15 protein-coding genes are annotated in these 17892 nt (G+C 64.4%); 3 read left to right on the top strand and 12 right to left on the bottom strand.

From position 1 onward, the window contains the following. Positions 1-35: 35 nt before the first annotated feature. Both ABIG06_RS23460 and ppk2 read left to right on the top strand, forming a co-directional pair. The gene (locus ABIG06_RS23460) at positions 36-497 is read left to right on the top strand and encodes an Lrp/AsnC family transcriptional regulator (RefSeq protein ID WP_370138772.1); all 462 of its coding nucleotides are present in this window, start codon (positions 36-38) and stop codon (positions 495-497) included. A gap of 82 nt (positions 498-579) precedes the next feature. Further along, positions 580-1500 (top strand): polyphosphate kinase 2, encoded by a 921-nt coding sequence (ppk2, locus tag ABIG06_RS23455; RefSeq protein ID WP_370138771.1) that lies wholly within the window; start codon positions 580-582, stop codon positions 1498-1500. Between the two features lie 109 nt (positions 1501-1609). Here the strand turns inward: ppk2 and ABIG06_RS23450 are convergent, their stop codons facing one another. The 12 genes from ABIG06_RS23450 to ABIG06_RS23395 form a co-directional block, all read right to left on the bottom strand. Beyond that, positions 1610-2689 (bottom strand): zinc-binding dehydrogenase, encoded by a 1080-nt coding sequence (locus ABIG06_RS23450; protein WP_370138770.1) that lies wholly within the window; start codon positions 2687-2689, stop codon positions 1610-1612. Between the two features lie 60 nt (positions 2690-2749). Beyond that, the gene (locus ABIG06_RS23445) at positions 2750-3691 is read right to left on the bottom strand and encodes a DMT family transporter (RefSeq protein WP_199751429.1); all 942 of its coding nucleotides are present in this window, start codon (positions 3689-3691) and stop codon (positions 2750-2752) included. A gap of 187 nt (positions 3692-3878) precedes the next feature. Next, positions 3879-4718 (bottom strand): aldo/keto reductase, encoded by an 840-nt coding sequence (locus tag ABIG06_RS23440; RefSeq protein ID WP_370138769.1) that lies wholly within the window; start codon positions 4716-4718, stop codon positions 3879-3881. A gap of 8 nt (positions 4719-4726) precedes the next feature. Continuing rightward, entirely contained in the window at positions 4727-5623 is an 897-nt protein-coding gene (locus ABIG06_RS23435; protein ID WP_370140894.1) for an SMP-30/gluconolactonase/LRE family protein, read from the bottom strand. A 173-nt stretch (positions 5624-5796) separates the two neighbouring features. Next, positions 5797-6738 carry an IS110 family transposase gene (locus ABIG06_RS23430; RefSeq protein WP_370134307.1) on the bottom strand — a complete coding sequence of 314 codons (942 nt, stop codon included), beginning with the start codon at positions 6736-6738 and terminating at the stop codon, positions 5797-5799. 258 nt (positions 6739-6996) lie between these two features. Next, positions 6997-9699, bottom strand: a complete 2703-nt coding sequence (locus ABIG06_RS23425) for a molybdopterin-dependent oxidoreductase (RefSeq protein ID WP_424578394.1) — start codon at positions 9697-9699, stop codon at positions 6997-6999. Between the two features lie 15 nt (positions 9700-9714). Then, complete coding sequence (locus tag ABIG06_RS23420; RefSeq protein ID WP_370138768.1) at positions 9715-10932, bottom strand: NAD(P)/FAD-dependent oxidoreductase; 1218 nt, start codon at positions 10930-10932, stop codon at positions 9715-9717. Positions 10933-10942: 10 nt separating this feature from the next. Continuing rightward, on the bottom strand, positions 10943-11371 hold the full coding sequence (locus ABIG06_RS23415; RefSeq protein ID WP_370138767.1) for a globin family protein: 429 nt from the start codon (positions 11369-11371) through the stop codon (positions 10943-10945). 180 nt (positions 11372-11551) lie between these two features. Next, on the bottom strand, positions 11552-12931 hold the full coding sequence (locus tag ABIG06_RS23410; protein ID WP_124159495.1) for an MFS transporter: 1380 nt from the start codon (positions 12929-12931) through the stop codon (positions 11552-11554). A gap of 342 nt (positions 12932-13273) precedes the next feature. Beyond that, positions 13274-14068: an ABC transporter ATP-binding protein gene (locus tag ABIG06_RS23405; protein ID WP_370138766.1), complete on the bottom strand. Its 795-nt coding sequence runs from the start codon at positions 14066-14068 to the stop codon at positions 13274-13276. A gap of 13 nt (positions 14069-14081) precedes the next feature. Beyond that, entirely contained in the window at positions 14082-14978 is an 897-nt protein-coding gene (gene ntrB / locus ABIG06_RS23400; protein WP_370138765.1) for a nitrate ABC transporter permease, read from the bottom strand. 65 nt (positions 14979-15043) lie between these two features. Further along, a complete protein-coding gene (locus tag ABIG06_RS23395) occupies positions 15044-16366 on the bottom strand; it encodes a CmpA/NrtA family ABC transporter substrate-binding protein (protein ID WP_370138764.1) in 1323 nt (440 codons plus the stop codon). Between the two features lie 672 nt (positions 16367-17038). Here ABIG06_RS23395 and ABIG06_RS23390 point away from each other — a divergent pair. After that, complete coding sequence (locus tag ABIG06_RS23390) at positions 17039-17878, top strand: formate/nitrite transporter family protein (RefSeq protein ID WP_370138763.1); 840 nt, start codon at positions 17039-17041, stop codon at positions 17876-17878. Positions 17879-17892 lie beyond the last annotated feature (14 nt).

Raw genomic sequence — 17892 nt, 5'->3', positions numbered from 1 at the left:
CCAATCAGACCCCTCCTGACCCAGGTTCCATCCCAATGCCAGAGCTCGACCCCATCGACCGGAAGATCCTCAGCCATCTCCAGAACGACAGCCGGATGACCATGCAGGAACTCGCCGATAAGGTCGGGCTCTCGGTCTCGCCCTGCCATCGCCGGGTCAAGTTGCTGGAGGAACGCGGCGTTATCAGCCGCTACATCGCGACCGTCGACCAGAAGGCGCTCGGCCTGCATGTCAGCGTCTTCATCTCGATCAAGCTGGCGCGGCAGAAGGAAGAGGACCTCAATCGCTTCGCCCGCGCGATCTCGAAATGGGACGAGGTGCTGGAATGCTATCTGATGACCGGCAATCGCGACTATCTGCTCCGCGTCGTCGCCGCCGACCTCGCCTCCTACGAGACATTCCTCAAGACCAAGCTGACCCGGCTCGACGGCATCGCCTCGATCGAGTCCAGCTTTGCGCTCAGCCAGGTGAAATATTCGATCGCGCTGCCGGTGTGACCTGCGTCCCACGTTGTCACATGGTCGCAACAAACCCCGCCGATGGTCGTTGTGACTGGTATTCGAGCCGAGAGAAGCACCCATGACCGCAGCCGATCGCAAATCCGAGATCTCCAAGCGCGCGCGCATCATCCAGGAAATGGCCGACGATCTCGACGAGGAACTGGAGATGGAGCTGGATGATGCCCGGCTCGACGAACTCCTCGACGAGACCGGAACGCTGAGACCGACGGTCGATCGCAGGCTCTATTTCCGGGAGCTGCTTCGCCTCCAGGGCGAATTGATCAAGCTCCAGGACTGGGTGCAGAGCGAGAGGAAGAAGGTCGTGGTGCTGTTCGAGGGCCGCGACGCCGCCGGCAAGGGCGGCGTGATCAAGCGCATCACCCAGCGCCTCAATCCCCGCATCTGCCGCGTCGCGGCGCTTCCGGCGCCGAACGAGCGCGAGCGCACGCAATGGTATTTCCAGCGCTACGTCGCGCATTTGCCGGCCGGCGGCGAGATCGTGCTGTTCGACCGTAGCTGGTACAACCGCGCCGGGGTCGAGCGCGTGATGGGCTTCTGCTCGGAGGACGAATATCAGGAGTTCTTCAAGACAGTGCCGGAATTCGAGCGCATGCTGATCCGCTCCGGCATCATCCTGGTCAAGTACTGGTTCTCGATCACCGACGACGAGCAGCAGTTCCGCTTCACCATGCGGATCAAGGATCCCTTGAAGCAGTGGAAGCTGAGCCCAATGGACGTCGAGTCCCGCAGTCGCTGGGAGGCGTACACCAAGGCCAAGGAGACGATGCTGGAGCACACGCATCTGCCGGATAGCCCATGGTGGATCGTCGATGCCGTGGACAAGAAGCGCGCCCGACTCAATTGCATCGCGCATCTGTTGACTCAGATCCCGTACCAGGAGGTGCTGCGGGCTCCCGTGACGCTGCCGCCGCGCGTCCGCAACCCCGACTATCAGCGAGGCCCGGTTCCGCCGGAGATGTACGTGCCGGCGAAATATTGACGGTGGTCTCGCAGGATGGGCAATGGGGCGTGGCGCCATGCCCACCCTGCGTCCGCATTTGTGGTGAGAATGGTGGGCACACTACCGCTTTGCCGACCCTACGTGGCCATCACCGCCACGGCTGCACGATGATCTTGGTATGCATCTCGGGATTGGCGAGATCGGCGAACGCCTTGGCGACTCCGTCGATGCCGACTACGGCCGTCACCATCGCGGCGGCATCCACCTGCCCTTCCGCGATCAGGCGCAGTGAGCTTGCGAATTCGTCCGGCGTGTAGCCGAGCACGTACTGGACGCTCAGCTCCTTCATGATGCCGAGCATGGGCTCGCTTCTGTCGGTCTCCATGCAGACGCCGACCACGACGATGCGTGCATCGCGCGGCGCGCCTTCGAACACCTGCTGCAGCAGGCCGGGCACGCCGACACATTCGAAGATGACCGCCGGCTTCAGCGCCGGCAGCATGGCCCGGAACGGCGGCCGCGCCGCCTTCTCCGCCTCCGACATCTGCGCGTGCTCGGCCCACGTCGCATAAGGCTGCGAGACCCGGGGATCGACGACGACGTCCGCGCCCAGCTTCGCCGCGAGCGCGCGCCGCGCCGGCGAATAGTCCGCGGCGACGATCGGGTGCAGGCCCCTCAGCTTCAGCGCGGCGATCACCGCGAGGCCGACCGGGCCGCAGCCGATCACGAGCGGCACCTCGCCGCCGCTGATATTGGCTTTTGCCACGGCGTGGACGCCGACCGCCAGCGGCTCGGTGAGCGCGGCATGCTCGGGCGCAAGGCCGTTGGGCACCTCAAGCAGCAGCGCTTCGCTGAGCAGCATCGCCTCGGCGTAACCGCCGATATTGTCGTTGGAATAGCCGATGCCTTCGATGCCCTGCGGCGTCAGCAGCGCCGGGAGCGAGCAGACGCGGGTGCCGGGCTTGAGCTTGCGTTCGGTGCCGGTGCCGTAGTCGACGATTTCGCAGCAGAACTCGTGGCCGAACACGACGTCACGGGAGAGGTCCATCGGCTTGCGCCCGACCTTCTGCGCCATCTCCACCATGCGGTGGGCGTGTTGGCGCGCGTGCAGGTCGGAGCCGCAGATGCCGCAGGCGAGCGTCCTGACCAGCACCTGGCCGGGGCCCGGCTTCGGCTCGGCGATCCGGTCGACGACGATCTCTCCGTTCCTGAAAATCGCGGCCCGCATCCGGCTCCTCCCGTAATGTTTGGAGCGCTGATACCACGAAGCAGGAGTGGCGAACTTGCGTCAGGCGTTCGGGGAACGCTCTTCCAGCACCAGGAGCTGGGCGCGGCGGACACGCTCGCGATGGGCGATGTAGAGGCCGCTCGCCACGATGAAGGCCGCGCCGGTGATGGTGAAGACATCGGGCACTTCGCCGAAGATGAAGAAGCCCAGAATGCTGACCCAAAGCAGCTGCGTGTAGGAGAACGGCGCCAGCACAGAGGCATCGCCGTAGCGATAGGCCAGCACGACGATCCACTGGCCCGCGGTCGAGGCGATGCCGATGAAGATGCCGAGCGCGATCGCGGTCCAGGACGGTGTGACCCAGACGAACGGCACCAGCGCGGTCAGAATCGCAAGGCCGGTCAGCGAGGAATAGGCCATGGTGGTGACGACGGCCTCGCGTCCGCTCATCATGCGCGTCAGGATCAACGTGCCGGCCCAGCACGCGGCCGAGACCAACGGAAAGAATGCGGCGGGGTGAAATGCGCTGGTGCCCGGGCGCAGGATGATCAGCACGCCGATCAGGCCGAGCGCGGTGGCGAGCCAGCGCCGCATGCCGACCTTCTCGCCGAGGAAGACGATCGAGAGCGCAGTGACGAACAGCGGCGCTACGAAGCCGGTGGCGGATGCCTCCGCGATCGGCAGGAAGCCGAGGCCCGTGATGAAGAACAGCGAGGAGCCAAGCAGCGCCGCCCCGCGCATCACGTGAAGGCCGGGACGCTTGGTGCGCATCGCATAGAGCGGCGAGGCCGGCAGCATCACCGGCGTGAACAGCAGCGTGAAGGTGAGGAAGCGGATCCAGGTGATCTCGATCGAAGGCAGGCTGGCCGCCAGATACTTCGCGGTGACGTCGGAGCAGCCGAGAAACACCGTCGAGAGCAGGATCAGCGCGATGCCCTTGAAGGGATGATCGACGCGCGCAGGCGCGCGGCGAGCCTGCTGCTTCTTCTCCGGCGCGGGCATGGGGATACTGTCGAGCCTTGCGGCTGCGGCGGGCGGCGGTGTCACGGCTGGAACCCGGGCAAAATGCGAATCGAGAACGGTCGTAAAAAACGACAAATGCGCCCCGTTAACAACTTCCGAAAACAGGATGCCGATATGCGCCGGCCGCCGCGCGCGTCAATGCTCCGTTAATATTGCCCGTTGTGCACTACAGCATGGGAAGGCTGCGCGGCTTCGGCCCGCGGGGAAACGCCGCGTCCAGCGCGGCAATCTCGTCCTTCGTCAGCACGAGGTCGCCTGCCGCCGCATTCTCGCCGGCATGTTCCGCAGACGAGGCCTTCGGAATCGCCAACACCGTAGTCGCACGGGTGAGAAAGCTCAGCGCGACCTGACGCGGCGTCGCACGATGCGCTTCCGCGATGCGCGCCAGCACGGCACCGCCCTTGCTGCTGCCTGCCGGGAAATCGTCGTGGCCGAACGGCGAGTAGGCCACGACGGCGACATTGTGCCGCTCGCACCACGGGATCACCGCATGCTCGATCGCGCGTTCCTTCAGATGATAGAGCACCTGGTTGCATGCGATCCGGCCCTCGCCCGCAACGTCGAGAATTTCCTCGAGATCGTCCGCGTCGAAGTTGGAGACGCCCCAGGACTTGATCTTGCCTGATTTCACCAGTTCCTCGAACGCAGCGACGGTGTCCTCCAGTGGATAGGAGCCGCGCCAGTGCAGGAGATAGCAGTCGAGCCGATCGGTCTTGAGCCGCTTCAGCGAGCGCTCGCAAGCGCTGATGGTTCCGCGGCGCGAGGCGTTGCTGGGCAGCACTTTCGAAACGAGGAACACCTCGTCGCGCCGGCCCGCGATCGCATCCGCGATGACGAGTTCGGCATCGCCATACATTTCGGCGGTGTCGATATGGGTCATGCCGAGATCGAGCCCGCGCTGAAGCGCCGCGATCGCACGCTTGCGATCGCCGTGGTCGAGATACCAGGTGCCCTGCCCGATGATAGAGACGTTGGCGCCGGTCTGGCCGAAGGGATGTGTGTTCATGCTTGATCTCACAGTCCGCTGATATCCGCTACCAGGACGCTGCCGGTCGCGGACTCCGTGATATAGAGACGATCCCTGTTGGCGCCACCGATCGCGACATTGGTGCAGTTCGGTCCCGCGCAGGACTTGATCCGCGCGATCAGTTCGCCGTTGGGCGCGAACACGAAGACATGGCCGAGCGAGGCATGACCGACGAACAGGCGGCCCTTGGCATCCATGGTCATGCCATCAGGACCGCTGGTGCCGAACAGCGAGCAGAAGCGGCCGACCTTGGACACGCTGCCGTCCTTCATGAAGGGCAACCGCCACACCGCGTTGTCGCGCGTCATCGCGACGAACAGCACGGTCTCGGTCGGATCGAGCACGAGACCATTCGGGCTGATGCCGGTGTCGATCAGGCAATCGAGCCGGCCGTTCGACGCGAGACGATAGACCCGGCCGCTGGGGTCGTACAGCCCGGTCTGGCCCTGATCGGTGAAATAGACGTCGCCATTGCTGGCGAGGTGGAGATCGTTGCAGCCGCGGAACGATTCCGAATTGCGCGCGGTCAGTACCGGCTTGATCCGTCCGGCCTTTGCATCGAGCTCCATGATGCCGTGCATGTAGTCGGCGACCAGGATGCGGCCGTCGGATGCGATCTTCAGCCCGTTCGGCCAGCCCTCGTATGCGATGACCTGCGACCACTCGCCGTCACGCGCGATACGGAAGATGCGGCCGAAGGGAATGTCGACGATGTAGAGGTTGCCATCCTTGTCGAATGAAGGACCTTCGATGAAGGAGTCCGTCGGCACCCCCGGGCGGTTGGCGTCGGCCCAATCGGTCCGCTCGCCCTTGCGGCGGAACTTGTCGGGCATGGCGGTGAAGACTCTTGTCTCGATCAGGCGCGGCGGCGTTTCCAGGTACATCATCGCTATTGTGGTTGTTGAGGAGGAGCACGCGGCACCATAGGGGACAATTGAAGGCGCGTCGATTGAGCGGAGATCACGGCTGCGCCAGGAGCACGAGCACCAGCCTACGCCACTCTCGTGTCCCGGACGCGCTGCAACGCCCCAGCGTTGCGGCGCAGAGCCGGCAACTGTTATGTTGATGGTGCGATTTTATAGGGTTTTCGGTCGCGCAGCATTGCGTTGAGGATGGTCAGCAGCTTCCTTGCGACAGCAATGAGGGCGAGCTTTGCTGGTTTGCCGGCCAGACGGAGCCGGTCATAGAAGATTTTGAAGTGATCGGCGCGACGAACGGCGTTGAGAGCAGCCATGTAGAGGGCGTCGCGGACGCGCTTTCGTCCGCCGCCGATCTTGCGCTTGCCACGATAAGCCCCGCTATCGACATTGAAGGGAGCCAGGCCGGCAAGAGCGGCCACCTCCTTTGGCCCGAGACGCCCAAGTTCGGGCATCTGGGTGAGGAGTTGCATGCAAGCGACGGGTCCCACGCCGGGCACCGAGCGCATCAACTGTGCATCATTGGCAAGCTCCGGTTCGGCTTTGACGAGCGCATGAATCTCAGTGTCGATTTCGGCGATCTCATCATTGAGGACCTCGATGAGGCGAGCGATGCGTTCCACCATGGCGCGGTCCTCGGCTTCGCTGCGGCGGTTCTTTTCCTGGGCCCTCATGGCAACCAGTTGGTCCCGCCGTTTTGCAAGCCTTGCCAAAGTGTTGCGAGCAGGCGTCGCGGCCTGCTCGGTGGCGGGCTTCATGGCGCGGGCAAAGGCCGCCAGCATCCGCGCATCGATCGGATCGGTCTTGGCGAGCTGGCCGCTGGCGCGGGCAAAGTCGCGGGCACGGGCCGGATTGATCCGGGCAAAGCGGATGCCGGCCCGATGCAGGGCCTCCCGAAGCTCGAGGTCATAGACCCCCGTAGCCTCGAAGACGATCAGCGCATCACATCGCCAACGCGCCACCAGCTGTGTGATGGCCTGTGGCGCGTTGGCGATGCGTTCCGCTACGCCGATGGCCTCATCGAAAATATCAAGGTGATGTTTGGAGATGTCGATCCCGACGCAACGAGAGGATATGATCACGGTGCCTGTCCCTGTGATGCGAGGTCTGTTGACGCAGCCTCGTGCAACTGTTCAGGTTGATAGATGGAACGGGCGGGAGACCGAGCCGGCTCACGGCGTCAAGCGCCAAGGACCCAACGGCTTCCCGCCCACCATCATCATGCCAGACTTCCCAGACACAGGGACCCAGGAAGCCGCATGGGTCGCTGCAACATGGGCCCGGCTCTGCAGCGCATCACTTCGTGCTGCGCAGCGTCCGGGGCACGAGACCTCGTTCGCCTACCCCGCGGCGCTCGCGACCTTGGTCTGCTTCACCGGCACTTCCGTCTTCGCGATCAACCGCTTCAGCTCGGGGATACAGGAGCCGCAATTGGTGCCGGCCTTGAGCCTGGCGCCGATCTCGGCGGCGGTGCGCGCGCCGCCGGCAATGGTGTCGCAGATGGGGCCGCGGCCGACGCCGAAGCAGGCGCAGACGATCGGACCGGTCGAATCGGCGCCCTCTATCGATTTGCCGGACAGCAGCATGCGGCGCTGCTCGTCGGTCACGCGGTCGGCGGCGAATGCGCTTTTCACCACCTCCCAATCGCCGGCATCGTGCGCGGGTCCGACGAACAGGCAGGTCTCGATACGATCACCTGCGAACGAGGCGGCGCGATAGACGCCGCCGCCGAAGTCGCGGTATTCGGCAACGTCCTCGCCGGCAACACCATCGAGCCAGGCCGGCCAGCGGGCGAGATCCGCATTGTCGGCAAAGAGATAACCGAAGCCACCGGCGACCGTGACGCGCGTCCACAACAGGTTCTGCGGCAGATTCAGCGGCTTGCGCGACAGCGCGAAGCCGCGGAAGACGAATTCGTAAGGCGCGATCGCGGCCGGTGTCGCCTTGGCCTCCGGCTGGCCCGAGAACGGATCGGTGAAGGACTGTACCAGCGCGCCGACGCGGCCGTGCGAGGCGTTCGTCGCGCTCCAATGGATCGGCACGAACAGGGTGCCGCGCTGCTGCCGGTCGCTGACGACGGCCTTCAGGATGCACTGGCCGTAGTCGGTGGTGATGCGGGCATAGCCGTCATGTGCGATGCCGTATTTGCTGGCGTCATCGGGATGAATCTCCACGAACGGCTCCGGCAAATGTGCGCCCAGCCGCTGGCTCAGCCCCGTGCGGGTCATGGTGTGCCACTGGTCGCGGATGCGCCCGGTGTTGAGCCGCAAGGGTCGCGACGGACCGGTCTCGCCGCGCAGCGCCGGCACCTCCGGCGCGATGAAGCGGCCCTTGCCGTCATTGGTGAAGAAGCCGCCTTGCGCAAAGAAGCGCTTGCCGGGCGTCCCGCCCTCGCGCGCGGGCCACTGCACCGGCTTCAGGGCGTCGAAGGCTTCGTCGGACACCGAACTCAGCGCGCCGATATCGAAATCGCGGCTGCCATTGTTCTCGAAGGCCGAGAGGGCGGCGTGCTCGCGAAAGATATCGGCGGCGGATCTGTAGTTGAAGCTGTCGCCGAAACCGAAACGTTTTGCGATCTCGCTGAGAATCCACCAGTCAGGACGCGCCTCGCCCGGCGCCGGCAGGAAGGCGCGCTGGCGCGAGATGCGCCGCTCCGAATTGGTCACCGTGCCCGACTTCTCGCCCCAGGCCAGAGCAGGCAGCAGCACATGCGGGCCGGCCTCGACCGTGTCGTTGGAGAGCACGTTCTCGGAGACCACGAACAGTTCGAGCTTCTTCAGGGCCTCGCGAACCATGTCGGCATCCGGCAGCGACACCGCCGGGTTGGTGCCCATCACCCACAGCGCCTTGACCTCGCCACGGTTGATGGCCTCGAACAATTGCACCGCCTTCAGCCCCTCATGGGTGGCGATGCGCGGCGCCTTCCAGAACCGCCTGACACGATCGATGTCGGGCGGCGTGAAACCCATATGGGCGGCGAGCATATTGGCGAGGCCGCCGACCTCGCGGCCACCCATCGCATTGGGCTGGCCGGTGAGCGAGAACGGCGCGGCACCGGGCTTGCCGATCCGCCCCGTCGCAAGATGGCAGTTCAGGATGGCGTTGACCTTGTCGGTGCCCTGCGCCGACTGGTTGACCCCTTGCGAATACAGCGTGACCACCTTCGCGGTGTCACGGAACATCCTGAAGAAGGTGGCGACGTCCTGCTCGGAGAGGCCCGTGGCAAGCGCCGTCGCCGTGACGCTGCCGGCGATGTTGCGCGCACGCGCCAGCGCGTCGTCGTATCCGCTGGTGTTCTGCGCGATGTAAGCCCGATCGAGCGCGTCGCTATCGGCGAGATGGACGAACAAGCCCGAGAACAGCGCCGTGTCGGTGCCGGGCCTGAGGCCGAGGAACAGGTCGACATCGCCGGCCGTGTCGGTACGGCGCGGATCGATCACGATCATGCGCGCGCCACGCTCCTGCCGGTTCTTCAGCATGCGCTGGAACAGAACGGGATGGCACCAGGCCGCATTCGAGCCGACGAAGACGAGCAGATCGGCCTGGTCGAGATCCTCGTAGCAGCCGGGCACGGTGTCGGCGCCGAAGGCGCGGCGATGACCCGCGACTGAAGAGGACATGCAGAGCCGCGAATTGGTGTCGACATTCGCCGTGCCGACAAACCCCTTCATCAGCTTGTTGGCGACGTAATAGTCCTCGGTGAGGAGCTGGCCGGAGAGATAGAAGGCGACCGCGTCGGCGCCGTCGCGCGCCACGATGTGCTGCATGCGATGGGCGACATGATCGAGCGCATCGCTCCAGGCGACGCGCTCCAACACGCCCTTGCAGCGGATCATCGGGTAGAGCAGCCGGCTTTCGAGCCCGACGGTCTCGCCGAGCGCGGAGCCCTTGGAGCACAGCCGGCCGAAATTGGCGGGGTGGTCGGGATCACCGGCGATAGCCGCCCCGCCCTTGCCGTCGGGGGTCGCCAGCACGCCGCAGCCGACGCCGCAATAGGGACAGGTGGTCCTGGTGGTGCGGAGGTCTGGATCGATCGCCGTCATCGTCAAACAGCCTTGTCAAGCAGCCTTGGAGGGACGCGCAAGCGCGCGGCCGAACATCATGTCGGTGCGGATCGCCGCGACCTTGTCGCGATTGCGGATCAGCTCAAGATACCAGAGCGCATCGACGGTATCGCCGATCAGCACGGCGCCGGTGAGCCGGCCGTCGGCAATCACGAGCTTCTTGTAGGTGCCGCGGCTGCGGTCCGACAGCACGAGGCTCTCGCTGCCCTCCCCGCCCATGAAGTCGCCGGCGGAGAACACGCTGACGCCGGAGACCTTCAGATTGGTCGAGACCACGCTGCCCTGATAGGCGGCGGGGCGGCCGGAAAGATGCCGCGCCAGCACGCGCGCCTGCTCATAGGCGGGCTCAACCAGGCCATAGCAGCTGCCGCGATGCTCGGCGCATTCGCCGAGCGCGAAGATGTCGGGCGAGGAGGTCTGCATGACGTCGTTGACGACGATGCCGCGATTGACCGCGATGCCTGCATCTTGTGCCAGCACGACGTTCGGCTTGATGCCGGCAGCGAAGATCACGGCGTCGGCTTCGATGCGGCTGCCGTCGGCGAGCTCGACGGCTTCGACGTGGCTCTCGCCGTGGACGCGGGCCGTCGACGCGTTGACCAGGATGCGGATGCCCTTGCGCTCGACCAGCGTCCTGAGCAGGTCGGCCGCGGGCGCATCGAGCTGTCGCTCCATCAGCCTGTCCATCAGATGCAGCAGCGTCACGGGGGCGCCGGCCTTGGCGAGACCATAGGCCGCCTCTAGCCCGAGCAGGCCGCCTCCGACCACGACGACGCGCTTCTTCGCCGCGGCCAGCGTCAGCAGCAGGTCGACGTCGCGGGTATCGCGAAAGGTGTGCACGCCGGAGAGATCGGCACCCGGAACGTTGAGCCGCAGCGGCGTCGAGCCGGTGGCGAGGACGAGCTTGGAATATTCCATGCTTTCCTCGCCTTCGATCTTGAGCTCGCGGCGACCGACGTCGATCTCGGTGACGCGATAGCCGTAGCGCACCGTGACGCCGCGATGGCGCCACCAGTCGGCCGGCCGCAGCTCGATCTCGTGCGAGCCGGTCTCGCCGGCCAGCACGGAGGAGAGCAGCACACGGTTGTAAGCGAGCCGCGGCTCCTCGCCGATCACGGCGACCGCGTAGCGGCCGAGCGCGGTCTTGGCGAGCTCGTCGACCAGACGCGCGGCCGCCATACCGTTACCGACGATGACGAGCGGTTCACTCACAAGGCATCTCCTATTCGGCGGCCTGCGCTTGTGCGCCATAGGCCTCGGAAATCATGTAGCCGGACAACACGCCGTACGCGTCGGTCCAGGCTTTGGCGAGTTCAGGCGTCCAGGCTTCGCCAAGACCTTTCTCTAGGGTCCACAGCAAGGTCGCTCCGACCACAGGGTAGTGCTCGGCCTTGGCGCCGTAGGCGACGTGTCGCTTGGCGAGGGCGGAGGCCGCGGGAAGAATCGATTCCAGGTTCGACAGGCCGCCGACGACAGCAGCGAGCATGCCCATCAGCTTCTTGCGCTGCTCGGTCATGTCCTCGGGAAACATCGCGCGCACGGACGGCGCCACCTCGAACAGGCGATCGTAGAACAGCACCGCGGCGGCTTCCGATATCGGCGCGACCTTGGAGAAGCTCTGCTGAATGAGGGCGACCTGTTCCGGCGTCATGATGTTCTCCTGTCTGTTTCGGTCTGCCTTCGTCCGCGCCATTGCGGAAGAAGTTCATGGATCAAACGTCATCAGAGAGACTTCTCCCCGCGTACGGAGAGAAGCGACATTCGTGCCAAGTCTCTATCGTCTGAGCATGATCTGGTCGGAAAACCGCTTCACACTTTTCCGGATCATGCTCTACACACGCGCTCCGGCGAGGCTTGGCGCGCCTTCACCCTGCGGGCTGCGACGCAGGTAGAACCACCAGGTCAGAGCGAGACAGGAGGCGTAGAAGGCGAGATAGATCGCGAGCGCGAGCTGCGGCCCGCCGGTCATGGCGATCGACTTGCCGAAACCGCTCGGGATCAGATAGCCGCCGACGGCACCGATCGCGCCGATGAAGCCGACCGCTGCGCCGCTTTCGATGCTCGCGGTCTTCAGGGCAGCGCTACGTGCCGCGTCGCCCTTGCCGCGCACCTTGAACAGGTTCTCCTCGCGGAAGATCGAGGGGATCATGCGGTAGGTCGAGCCGTTGCCGATGCCCGTCGTCACGAACAGGATCAGGAACATCGACAGGAAGCCGACGAAATCCTTCTGCCCGACGTAGTAGAGCACGCCGACCGTAGCGCCTGCCATCACGATGAAATTCCAGAAGGTGATGATGGAGCCGCCGACCCGGTCTGCGAGCCAGCCGCCGAGCGGACGCGACAGGGAGCCGACCAGCGGGCCCAGGAAGGCGATCGAGATCGTCACGGTGGGGAATTGCGTCTTGATCAGAAGCGGAAACGCCGCTGAATAGCCGATGAAAGATCCGAACGTGCCGATGTAGAGATACGCCATGATCCAGGTGTGCTTGCGCTTGACGATCGCAAGCTGGTTCTTCACCGACGATTTCGCCGTGGTGAGATTGTTCATGAAGAACACCGCGCCGAATACCGCGATCGCGATCGGCAGCACCCACATCAGGCCGGCATTCTGCAGGAAGATGCCATCGACCGGTGTAGCCTGGAACAGGTTGAAGACGGCGAGCGTCATCAGGATCGGGGTCAGGAGCTGCACGCTGGAGACACCGATATTGCCGCCGGCCGCGTTGAGGCCGAGCGCCCATCCCTTCATCCGGTCGGGGAAGAAGAAGGAGATGTTGGTCATGCTGGAGGCGAAATTGCCGCCGCCGAGACCCGCGGTCGAGGCGACCAGCAGCATCAGCCAGAACGGTGTGTCGGGCTGGCTCACGAAATAGGCGAGCGACAAGGTCGGAATGAACAGGATCGCCGCACTGAAGATGGTCCAGTTGCGGCCGCCGAACGTCGTCACTGCGAAGGTGTAGGGAAAGCGCATCAAGGCGCCGATCAGGCCCGGCACGGCGACGAGCTGGAACAGCTGGTCGGTGCTGTAGTGGAAGCCCGCCTGCGGCAGCTTGGTGGTGACGATGCTCCAGATCAGCCAGACCGAGAAGCCGATATGCTCGGCCACGATCGACCAGATCAGGTTGCGCCGCGCGATCGTCTTGCCTGTCGCGTTCCAGAACGCCTCATCTTCGGGGCGCCAGTCAGAAATCCAAGTGGGACTCTTCGTCATTGCATATCCCTTCCAGTCTCACCGCTGCGTCGTTGCAGGCTCAGCCTCCAGACAAGGAGGCGCGCTCCGAAGCTTCACCCCGGTGGCGAGTTCACGATGCTGATTTGATGATGTTGAGGGACGTCGTCGTTGGCGTCGCGCAAAGGCGCTTCAATTTCCGTGCCAGTTGCGCGCATCCTGGAAATGCAGCGATTTCAGGATGTTGTTCGTGGCGCCCGAAATGTTCGCAGGGCTTTCTCGCACGCTAAATTTGCGATTCGCTCAATCCTTGTGCGACGCACAAGGATTGAGCGAGGTGTCAATTATTTGGGCGCGTGCATGTCATTGCGTTAAACTTTTCGTTTACGCGGCCTCGACGAAGCGGTGACGCTCGTAGAGGAATTCGAGCACGCGCTGGCGGCATTTCAGATAGGTCGCGTTGGTCGCGAGCTCGAGCCGCTTGCGCGGCCGCGCCAGCGGCACCTCCAGTACCTCGCCGATGCGCGCGCTCGGCCCGTTCGTCATCATGACGATGCGGTCGGAGAGCAGCACGGCTTCGTCGACGTCGTGGGTGATCATCAGAATGGTGTTGCCGAGCTTCTGATGCAGCGCCATGACCGAGTCCTGCAAGTGGGCGCGGGTCAGGGCGTCGAGCGCGCCGAAGGGCTCGTCCAGCAACAGCACCTTCGGCTCCATGGCGAGTGCCCGCGCGATGCCGACGCGCTGCTTCATGCCGCCGGAGATTTCGGACGGGCGCTTGTCCCTGGCATGAGCCATCTGCACGAGGTTGAGATTGTGCATCACCCAGGCGTCCCGCTCGGCGCGGGACTTGGTCCTGGCGAAGACCTTGTCGACGCCGAGCCTGACGTTCTCGTAGACGGTCAGCCACGGCAGCAGGCTGTGGTTCTGGAACACCACGGCGCGATCGGGCCCCGGCGAGTTCACCTCGCGGTTTTCCAGCAGCACGCCACCCGTGGTGGCGCCGGTCAGCCCTGCGATGATGTTGAGCAGGGTCGACTTGCCGCAACCGGAATGGCCGATGATCGAGACGTACTCGCCCTTCTCGATCGTGAGGTTGATGTCCTTCAGCACCTCCGTGCTGGCGGCGCCGCGGGTGAAGACCTTGTCGATGTGGTCGAGCTTCAGGTAGGCGATCATGTGCCCTCTCCTCTCAGTTCTGCGCGGTGCCGCGGGTGACGACCTTGCCGAGGCCCGCGATCAGGCGGTCCAGCACGAAGCCGACGATCCCGACATAGAACAGCGCCAGGATGATCTCGCTGATATGCGAGGAGTTCCAGGCGTCCCAGATGAAGAAGCCGATGCCGACGCCGCCGATGAGCATTTCCGCTGCGACGATCGCCAGCCACGACAGGCCGATGCCGATGCGAAGGCCGGTGAAGATGTAAGGCGCCGCCGCCGGGATCATGATCTTTGCGAAGAACTCGAGCGGATTGAGCTGCACCACGGCCGCGACGTTGCGGTAGTCCTGCGGGATGTTGCGGATGCCGACCGCGGTGTTGATGATGATCGGCCAGATCGAAGTGATGAAGATGACGAAGATCGCCGAGGGCTGGCCGTCGCGGAACGCCGCGAGCGACAGCGGCAGCCAGGCGAGCGGCGGAATGGTACGCAGCACCTGGAACAACGGATCGAGCCCGCGCATCGCCCAGACCGACTGGCCGACCAGCACGCCCAGCGCGATGCCCGCGATCGCCGACAGCGAATAGCCGAGTGCGACGCGCTGGAGACTGGCGGACAGATGCCAGAACAGGCCCTTGTCGATGCCGCCATGGTCGAAGAACGGATCGAAGATCAGCTCCTTGGTGTCGTTGAAAACTTTCGACGGCGGCGGCAGGGCCGAGCCGGCGCGGCGGCAGACCAGCTCCCACACCAGCGTCAGAAGCGCGATCACGACCAGCGGCGGGATCACGCGTACCGCGGTTTCGCGCGCCATCCGTGCGTAGGTCTCGGCGCGCGGCGGACGCTTCGGCGTCAGCGCGACCACCGGCGCCGCAACGGCCGCAGGCGCTGCGGTCTCAAGCTCAATCTTCGTGGCAGGCATGTTCATCGAAAATCCCTTTTCCGGCATGATCAGGACGATGCGGCCGCCCAATGGGCGGCCGCAGGGCTGCATCAGACTTCGACGCGCTTGATCGCGAGCGACTTCAGATACGCCGCCGGATTTTCGGGATCGAACACCTTGCCGTCGAAGAAGGTCTCCTTGCCGCGCGAGGTCGAGGTCGGGATTTCCGCGGCAGCGACGCCGAGCGTCTTGGCCGCATCGCGCCACATGTCCTCGCGGTTGACCTTGGCGATCAGCGCCTTGGTATCGAAGCCGGGCTCGTACTTGCCCCAGCGGATGTCCTCGGTGAGGAACCAGAGATCGTGGCTCTGGAACGGATAGGAGGCGAAATCGCGCCAGTACTTCATGATGTGCGGCGAGTTTTCGACGACCTTGCCCGGGATGCCGTAATCGAACTTGCCGGCGCTGCGATCGAGCACGTCCTCGACCGGGCAGTTCATCCACTGCCGCTTGCCCATGATGGCGGCGAGCTCGGCCTTGTTCTCGGCCTTGTCGGCCCATTGCTGGGCTTCCATCACCGCCATCAGCAGCGCCTTCGCCGCCTTTGGATATTTGTCGACGAAGGCGGCGCGCATGCCGAAGGATTTCTCCGGATGCTTGTTCCAGAGCTCGCCGGTATTGACCGCGGTATAGCCGATCTTCTGATGGATCAGCTGCAGGTTCCAGGGCTCGCCGACGCAGAAGCAGTCCATGGTGCCGACCTTCATGTTGGCCACCATCTGCGGCGGCGGCACCACGATGGTCTCGATGTCCTTGTCGGGATCGATGCCGCCGGCGGCGAGCCAATAGCGGATCCAGAGATCGTGGGTGCCGCCTGGGAAGGTCATCGCGGCCTTCACGGCCTTGCCGGAGGCCTTCTTCTTCTCCAGCGCGGCCTTGAACGGCGCGGCATCGACGCCGAGCTTCAGGTCGGCATATTCGTTCGCGACGGAGATGCACTGGCTGTCGAGGTTGAGCCGCGCCAGGATGTACATCGGCGTCGGCTGGTTGTTCTGCGTCACCTTGCCGGCCGAGATCAGATACGGCATCGGGGTGAGGATGTGCGCGCCGTCGATGCCGTTGCCTTCCGAGCCGAGCACGAGGTTGTCGCGCGTCGTGCCCCAGGAGGCCTGCTTCTGCACGTCGACGTCGGGCATGCCGTATTTGGCGAACAGGCCCTTGTCCTTGGCGACGAAGAGCGGTCCGGCGTCGCTGAGTGCGATGAAGCCGAGCTTGGCGCCCTTGACCTCGGGGCCTGAATCCTGCGCGAAGGCGCCGGCCGGGAAGTTCAGTTTTGCGGCTGCGAGAAGTGCGGCGGTCGAGCCGGTGGCCTTCAACAATTGACGGCGGCTGAGGCCGGTCGTTTCCGAGGGCCGGCGGGTGCGCTTGCTCATAGGCTGTATCGTCCTTTGCGTCTGTGCGGAATGATTTGCGGCTGTGCGCGCGAGCGGCCCGTCCGTCCGGTGGCGCCGACTTTGGCGCATGCGAACGCGCGACGGGGGAACCCCCGTCTGGTGGCGTCAGCAAATCGGATGAGATGTCTCGCGGGACGGCTTCAATGGCGTCGAGCGGAACCATTCAAGCTTCATGCCAAGCTCAACGCTGTCAAAGTCAATTATAGATCAATGCCTTAGGTCGACGGAGCCAAACTGTCGCACGTCGGTTCCGCATCCGAAATTTGCGGCCTGCACAACCTTTGTGCGGCGCACAAGTTTTGTGCAACAGCTTAAGTAAAAGGCCGGGGCGGCCTCAGATTCAGGTCCAGCAGAGCTGCATCGCATTGAAATTGCTCGATGTTTCTGAGGCGGGCTACCGGCACGCAACTTGCATTTCCTTCGCCGTCAACGAAGACTGCGGCTCGCCGCATTGATGCAGCCTCTGGCGGCTACATCCCGGAAGCTCACCTGCTTCGCGGCCCTCCTGGCTCAAAGTCCTCGTGACGCGATTCCCAAAGCTTCCTGATTTTCCATAGCCCTCGTGCGCGGCAGGCCAGCCCGCACGGCCGATCACGTTCAGCCACGCTCTCGGAGCGTGTCGATCTCCCTTAGGAAGCAAAGGAACCATCGATGTCGTATCTCGCGCCTTCGGAATTCGTCACCAAGATGGTGGATGCGGGCGAGTCCAAGATCTTCATGTCCACCCGTGATACCATCATCCGCGCTTATATGGCGGGCGCCATCTTGGCATTGGCGGCCTGGTTCGCCGTCACGATCAACGTCAACACGGGCCAGCCGCTGATCGGCGCGCTCTTGTTTCCGGTCGGCTTCGTCATGCTCTATCTCTTGGGCTTCGACCTGCTGACCGGCGTCTTCGTGCTCTCCCCGCTCGCTCTGATCGACAAACGCCCGGGCGTCACGCTCAGTGGCGTGCTGCGCAATTGGGGTCTCGTGTTCGTCGGCAACTTCGCCGGCGCCTTCACCGTGGCCTTCATGATGGCTTTCGTCACGACCTTCGGCTTCACCCAGGCGCCCGACAAGGTCGGCGCGGCCATCGGCAATATCGGCGAAGGGCGCACGCTGGGCTATGCCGCGCACGGCGCGGCAGGCATGGCGACGCTGTTCATGCGCGGCATGCTCTGCAACTGGATGGTCTCGACCGGCGTCGTCGGCGCCATGATCTCGACCTCGGTCCCCGGAAAGGTCATCGCGATGTGGATGCCGATCCTGGTGTTCTTCTACATGGTGTTCGAGCATTCCGTGGTGAACATGTTCCTGTTCCCGTCGGGCCTGATGCTGCACGCCAAGTTCTCGATCATGGACTATCTGATCTGGAACGAGATCCCGACCGTGCTCGGCAACCTCGTCGGCGGCCTCGCCTTCACCGGCATGACCCTCTATGCCACGCATGTCATGACCCTGCCGAAGCGCCAGGCCGGCAAGGCTCCGAAGCCCCGCGTTGCGGCCTGATCGAATCCGTCTCG

Source organism: Bradyrhizobium sp. USDA 326 (genome assembly GCF_049739485.1).
In the GTDB taxonomy this organism is placed as follows: domain Bacteria; phylum Pseudomonadota; class Alphaproteobacteria; order Rhizobiales; family Xanthobacteraceae; genus Bradyrhizobium.
The sequence above is the reverse complement of the archived record's forward strand: the minus strand, read 5'-3'. Positions and strand labels throughout refer to the sequence as shown.

What these genes read in the sequence shown, in the direction of transcription:
- ABIG06_RS23460 (WP_370138772.1), top strand. Translation starts at nt 36, where the DNA reads ATGCCAGAGCTCGACCCCATCGACCGGAAGATCCTCAGCCATCTCCAG.
- ppk2 (WP_370138771.1), top strand. Translation starts at nt 580, where the DNA reads ATGACCGCAGCCGATCGCAAATCCGAGATCTCCAAGCGCGCGCGCATC.
- ABIG06_RS23450 (WP_370138770.1), bottom strand. Translation starts at nt 2,689, where the DNA reads ATGCGGGCCGCGATTTTCAGGAACGGAGAGATCGTCGTCGACCGGATC.
- ABIG06_RS23445 (WP_199751429.1), bottom strand. Translation starts at nt 3,691, where the DNA reads ATGCCCGCGCCGGAGAAGAAGCAGCAGGCTCGCCGCGCGCCTGCGCGC.
- ABIG06_RS23440 (WP_370138769.1), bottom strand. Translation starts at nt 4,718, where the DNA reads ATGAACACACATCCCTTCGGCCAGACCGGCGCCAACGTCTCTATCATC.
- ABIG06_RS23435 (WP_370140894.1), bottom strand. Translation starts at nt 5,623, where the DNA reads ATGTACCTGGAAACGCCGCCGCGCCTGATCGAGACAAGAGTCTTCACC.
- ABIG06_RS23425 (WP_424578394.1), bottom strand. Translation starts at nt 9,699, where the DNA reads ATGACGGCGATCGATCCAGACCTCCGCACCACCAGGACCACCTGTCCC.
- ABIG06_RS23415 (WP_370138767.1), bottom strand. Translation starts at nt 11,371, where the DNA reads ATGACGCCGGAACAGGTCGCCCTCATTCAGCAGAGCTTCTCCAAGGTC.
- ABIG06_RS23410 (WP_124159495.1), bottom strand. Translation starts at nt 12,931, where the DNA reads ATGACGAAGAGTCCCACTTGGATTTCTGACTGGCGCCCCGAAGATGAG.
- ABIG06_RS23405 (WP_370138766.1), bottom strand. Translation starts at nt 14,068, where the DNA reads ATGATCGCCTACCTGAAGCTCGACCACATCGACAAGGTCTTCACCCGC.
- ntrB (WP_370138765.1), bottom strand. Translation starts at nt 14,978, where the DNA reads ATGAACATGCCTGCCACGAAGATTGAGCTTGAGACCGCAGCGCCTGCG.
- ABIG06_RS23395 (WP_370138764.1), bottom strand. Translation starts at nt 16,366, where the DNA reads ATGAGCAAGCGCACCCGCCGGCCCTCGGAAACGACCGGCCTCAGCCGC.
- ABIG06_RS23390 (WP_370138763.1), top strand. Translation starts at nt 17,039, where the DNA reads ATGTCGTATCTCGCGCCTTCGGAATTCGTCACCAAGATGGTGGATGCG.